The sequence below is a fragment of the Paraburkholderia sp. genome, assembly GCF_034668105.1.
GTDB lineage: Bacteria > Pseudomonadota > Gammaproteobacteria > Burkholderiales > Burkholderiaceae > Paraburkholderia.
Genome location: NZ_JAXDPY010000411.1, coordinates 1 through 5,785, shown reverse-complemented (window position 1 = coordinate 5,785; position 5,785 = coordinate 1). Strand labels below are relative to the sequence as shown.

The following is a 5,785-nucleotide window of genomic DNA, read 5'->3' as shown; positions in this document are numbered from 1 at the left end:
CGGCGCCCGCACCGATTTCCAATCCTAAGTATCTTGCAATGGCCTTTCGGTGCCGAACGCCTGCGTTTCGCCCTGAGGCGGTGCGCCGCCGGTTTTGTCGTGCTCGATGCACCTTCCTTGCGCGTATCTGCACACTTTCCGAACATGGCAGCGTGCTCACAGCCGCCTGAAAGTACCCAATTCGCACTTGTATATAGAGCTTTCTCACGATGGCATGCTTCTTGCAAATTGCATCAATGCGAGTATTTCAATTGTTGCAATTTCCATCTATATTTCGCCGGCAATCGACGAAACCAGCAACTAAGTACCCCCATGACAGGCGCGTCGCAAGCATCGACCAGGCGCTTGCCGACGCTGCACCGAGTGGACACGCAAGCGAAGCATGAAGTGTGATCACGCGAACCCGTAGCAGCTGAGCGGGTAGCGCTGATCGATTGATTTTTGAGGAAACATGTCAGTAGAATTTTTGAATCCTGTTCGGGGCATCCGCGGGATGGCGGTCACACCCCATGCGCTAGCGTCGCAAAGCGCGCTCGCGATCCTGCGCGACGGCGGCAATGCCGTCGAGGCGATGATTGCCGCCGCGGCGACCATCGCAGCGGTGTACCCGCATATGAACAGCATCGGCGGCGACGGCTTCTGGTTGATTTCGCGGCCGGGCGAAGAGCCCGTCGGCATCGAGGCGTGTGGAGCGGCAGCGGCCGCAGCGACGATCGACACCTACCGCGCACGCGGCCTGCAATCCATCCCGTTTCGCGGCCCACTGGCGGCGAATACGGTGGCTGGAACCGTGTCGGGCTGGTCGCTGGCGCATCGCTGGTCGACTGACACACTCGGCGGCAAGCTCCCCGTTGCGCGCCTGCTGGAAGACGCAATCGCCTACGCACGAGACGGTATTCCGGTCACGCGCAGTCAATCCGAATGCGTCGCGCTCAAGCGCGACGAACTGGAATCCGTCGCGGGGTTTGCCGAAACGTTTTTGACGAGCGACAACGCGCTGGGCGTACCGGCTGTCGGCGAACGCTTTATGCAGCCGCGCCTCGCCGCGACGCTCGAGCATCTCGCCCACGCGGGTCTCGACGACTTCTACCGGGGCGACCTCGCACGCAGCATCGCGGCCGACCTGCGGGCCGTCGGAAGTCCGCTGTCGCTAGCGGACCTTGAACAGCATCGCGCAAGGCAGCGCACACCGCTGGCACTCACGCATTCGCTCGGCACGATCTACAACATGCCGCCGCCCACACAAGGGCTGGTATCGCTGCAGATTCTCGGTGTGCTTGACCGTGTCTTGCGCGACGATATGGACCCCCTCGGCCCGGAGTATGTCCACGCGTGCGTGGAGGCGACCAAGCTCGCGTTCGCCATGCGCGACCAGCACATCACCGATCCGGATTACATGGACGTCGATCCGCAGGCGCTGCTTGCGCCGGCTGTGCTCGACGCGATGGCCGAAAAGGTTTCAATGTCCGCGGCGGCTCCGTGGGGTCGCGGTCTCGGGCCGGCCGACACCGTGTGGCTGGGTGTGATCGACGCCGATGGCGTGGCCGTCAGCTTCATCCAGAGCATCTATCACGAGTTCGGCAGCGGCCTCGTGCTTCCGGCTTCGGGTATCAACTGGCAAAACCGCGGCTGCAGCTTCTCGCTCGATTCCTCTGCGCGCAATCCACTGACGCCGGGACGGCGGCCGTTTCACACGCTGAACCCGGCGCTCGCGCGCTTCGCCGATGGACGCACGATGGTGTACGGCAACATGGGCGGCGACGGTCAACCGCAATCGCAAAGCGCCGTGTTTTCGCGGATCGCGCACTTCGGCTGGAATCCGCAGGCCGCCATCGATGCGCCGCGCTGGCTGCTGGGCCGCACCTGGGGGCAAACCAATGAATCACTCAAGCTCGAGTCGCGGTTCCCAGTCGACACATTCAATGTGCTGCGTCGTCTAGGCCATGACGTCGAGCAGATGCGGCCATACGACGAAGCAATGGGCCACGCCGGCGCGATTGTCCGGCACGGCAACGGCTGTCTGGAAGCAGGCTTCGACCCGCGCAGCGACGGCGCGGCAGCGGGCTGGTAGGCGCACCTGTTAGACAGCGGGCGGCCACGCCGCCCGCATCCTTTTGAATCGAATACCCGCGAGCGTTCATGCCGACGGCAAGGACGGCGCACGTCCGTCCATCTGTCGGCGCATCAATCCCAAAAGGAGAAATACCTTGAGTATCCCCACGCCATCACTTGAAGGTGCCGCGCCGCCCGCCGGGCACACAGCCACGCAAACAACCACACAAGCAACCGCTCAAACCGCCGCGCATACCCGCTGGGTTCAGCTCGGACTCGGCCTGGTTTGCATGATGACGATATCGAGTCCGCAATATGTATGGACTCTGATGACAAAGCCGCTCATGGCCAAACTCGGCATCGCGCTGCCGGAACTGCAGGTGACATTCTCGCTGCTGGTGTTACTGCAGGCATTCTTTTCGCCCTTCCAGGGCGCGCTGATTGATCGCTTCGGGCCACGCATGCTGATCTCGATCGGTACGCTGCTGTCGGGCGTCAGCTGGGTGCTGGCTTCGTACGCGCACACTACGTCGATGCTGTACCTCACGTATGGCTGCATCGGCGGTCTCGGTACCGGCATCGTCTACGTCGGCGTGGTGGGATTCGTGGTCCGCTGGTTTCCCGATCGACGCGGTTTCGCCGCCGGTGTAGCGGCCGCGGGCTATGGCATGGGTGCCATTGTGACTACGTTTCCGATCTCCGCATCGCTGGCCACGCACGGTGTCGAATCCACGCTGTGGCTGTACGGCATCATCTTCGCGGCGGTCGGCCTCGTCGCCTCGCAGGGCCTGCGAGTTCCACCCGCGGCCGAGAGCGTCAGCGCGGCAATATCCCGTACAGCGGTCGCGACGCGCGACTACCGTCCGTCCGAAATGCTCAAGACGCCGCTGTTCTGGCTGATGTTCGTGATGATGACGATGATGTCTACGTCGGGCCTCATGGTCACGTCGCAGATGGCAAGCTTCGCTGCCGACTTCGGCGTCAGCAAGGTACTGGTCTTCGGGCTCGCCGCGTTGCCGCTGGCACTGACGATCGACCGCTTCACGAACGGCCTGACCCGTCCGCTGTTCGGCTGGATTTCGGATCGTCTGGGGCGCGAAAACACGATGTGTTTCGCGTTCGCGCTGGAAGGTGTGGCGATGGCGGTCTGGCTGCTGACGCGCGATAACGCAGTCCTGTTCGTGCTGCTGTCCGGCGTGGTGTTCTTCGGTTGGGGCGAAATTTTCTCGCTGTTTCCTTCTACCCTGACCGACACGTTTGGTACCCGCTATGCCACCACGAATTACGGCTGGCTTTACATCTCGTTCGGGATTGGCTCGATCTTCGGTGGGCCGCTCGCCGCGTTGCTGCATCAGCACACCGGCAGCTGGGTGCCCGTGTTCGGATGCGCGATTGTGCTCGATCTGAGCACGGCCGTTCTTGCAATGTTCGTGTTGAAGCCGGCGCGCGCGCGTTTTGTCGGCGTGCGCGGATAACAGTTCCGATCGCGGGCAACATCCTTCTGCAAGCAAGGGATGTCACCCCATCTGAAACAGTGCAACCGCTCGCTATTGCAGCGGTCATAACGTCAATGCCAATGGCCGCTATCGAAGCGGCCATTGTGTTTTCAGCGATGCCGCACGGAAGAAAGACCTGCACGACGCAGACACGCATGATCAGCGATTTCTATCGATTGCCCGCGTCACTTTCGATTATCTCCTCTCAGATTGTCGCACCTATACTCATTTTTCAACCTGGCATGGAACGGGTGCCTGCAGCGTCGCAGACCACCGGTTCAACCATCCCCGATGCGCAACGCGCCGGGCGTGTACCTGACGTTCAAACAGCGAATTAGGAAATAGGCATGAGCAGAGCACCTGCAGCGGTCGCGGCGTACGCCCAGCCGAAGACATCGGTTCGCTGGAAAATTTTTCTCGTCATGTTGCTGCTCGTCACGGTCAACTACATCGATCGTGCGTCCCTGTCAGTCGCGATGCCGATGATCGCAAGCGAGTTCACGCTCACGCCGGTCATGCAAGGCCTCATCATGAGTGCGTTCTTCTGGTCGTACACGCTGATGCAGATTCCAGGCGGCATGGCCGTCGACCGCTTCAAGCCGCGGCTGATTCTCGCACTGTGCACGTTGCTCTGGGGTGCCTTCCAGGGTCTTGGCGCGTTGACGACCAATGCGATGTCCCTGCTCGCTACGAGGCTCGGGCTCGGTGTGGCAGAAGCGCCGGTGGCCTCGGCGGGCGGTGCGCTCAATGCGATGTGGCTCACGCAGCATGAACGGGTCCGTGGCGCATCGCTGATGGATGGCGGCTCGCCGCTCGGCGCAGCGCTTGGATCGGTGCTGATCACCTGGCTGATCGTCGTCGCGCACTCATGGCGCGCGGCGTTCGCGATCGCCGGCGTCGGCACGGTTCTGTGCGGGATAGGCGCCTGGTACTACATCAAGAATCAACCGCGCGAACACGCCGGGGTCAATGAAGCCGAAGCGGAACACATCGAACAGGCCCGGCGCAAGGAAGATGAGAAGGAAGCGAAACACCTGTCGGGCAACTCGCTCGATTTCTTCAAATATCGCTCGGTGCTGCTGATGTTCGTCGGCTTCATGTGTTGCACGACGCTTTACTACGGCCTGTTGACATGGATGCCCACCTATCTGCAGAAAGTGCAGGGCTTCAATATTCAACAGATGGGCGGCGCCAGCTTCGTGATCTTCTTCTCCGGCTTCATCGGCGAACTCTTCGGTGCCTACGTCGCCGACAAGTGGCTCGCGAGCGGCGCCGCGCCGAACCGCGTGATGCGCACGATCTTCGGTATCGCCGGCGTGGTTGCCACGATTGCGGTGTTTTCAGTGGCGCATGCGACAAGCCCCACGATGGTCGTGGTCCTGCTGTCCATCACCCTCTTCTTTCTGCGCTGGGGCGGTCTGTACTGGTCGATCCCCGCGATGCTCGCCTCGCGCAACAAGGTGGGCATGCTCGGCGGTCTGCTCAACTTCGGTGGGAATCTCGGCGGCATGGTGATCCCGATCGCGATCGGCGCGATCGTGCAATTCACGGGCTCCTATTTCCTCGCGCTGATGTGTTTCGCCGCAATGGGCGTCGGCCTGCTGCTCTGTTCGATCGGAATCGATTATGAAACGAAGATCCCGGTCTGAGCGATCGTCGCGCCTCGCATGAACAACGTTGCTACTGAGATCGGAAAATGGGAATAGCAAAAGTCGAAGACATCATTGGTCAAACCGTCCGGCGCGATATTAGCCGCATGAAACAGTTCGTTGCAGGTCAGCTGGAAGCGGCCGCGCGTTCGATCATGAGCACGCCGAACGCCCACGTGGGTATCGTCACGGGCTTCTTCATCCGCAATGCCGTGCCGCCCTCGCCGGAGACGGACGGGCTCGGCGGCATGGCCCATCTCGCCGCCGCACTGTCGAATCTGGGCGTACCGGTAACGGTGATCTCGGACGCGCCTTGCTGCAAGGCGGTCTGGGCCGTCACCACGGAATTGCCGAAAGTCGTGGCGTTCGAGATCACCTCGGTGAGCGCGGCATCGGTCAAGTCGCTGAGAACCCGGCTAAGCGAGACTGACCGTCCGATCACCCATATGATCGCGATCGAACGGGTGTCGCCCGCGAGCGACGGCAAGCCGCACCGCGAGTACGGCGCGGACATGTCCGACGATACGGCTCCGCTGCATCTTCTGTTCGAGGATCCCGAGTGGTCGCGTCCGTGGGTCACGATCGGCA

General features: G+C 61.9%; 5 protein-coding genes. All 5 read left to right on the top strand.

Annotation, left to right across the window (positions count from 1 at the left end; all coding sequences use genetic code 11):
- Positions 1–451 precede the first annotated feature (451 nt).
- Complete coding sequence (locus QOC89_RS18360) at positions 452–2,071, top strand: gamma-glutamyltransferase family protein (protein WP_323046326.1); 1,620 nt, start codon at positions 452–454, stop codon at positions 2,069–2,071.
- A 142-nt stretch (positions 2,072–2,213) separates the two neighbouring features.
- Positions 2,214–3,527 carry an oxalate/formate MFS antiporter gene (oxlT, locus tag QOC89_RS18355; RefSeq protein WP_416340414.1) on the top strand — a complete coding sequence of 438 codons (1,314 nt, stop codon included), beginning with the start codon at positions 2,214–2,216 and terminating at the stop codon, positions 3,525–3,527.
- A gap of 101 nt (positions 3,528–3,628) precedes the next feature.
- The gene (locus QOC89_RS18350) at positions 3,629–3,886 is read left to right on the top strand and encodes a hypothetical protein (RefSeq protein WP_323046325.1); all 258 of its coding nucleotides are present in this window, start codon (positions 3,629–3,631) and stop codon (positions 3,884–3,886) included.
- 9 nt (positions 3,887–3,895) lie between these two features.
- Complete coding sequence (locus QOC89_RS18345; RefSeq protein ID WP_323046324.1) at positions 3,896–5,197, top strand: MFS transporter; 1,302 nt, start codon at positions 3,896–3,898, stop codon at positions 5,195–5,197.
- Between the two features lie 47 nt (positions 5,198–5,244).
- Positions 5,245–5,785 (top strand): glutamate cyclase domain-containing protein (locus QOC89_RS18340; RefSeq protein WP_323046323.1); only part of this gene is annotated, 541 nt, incomplete at its 3' end.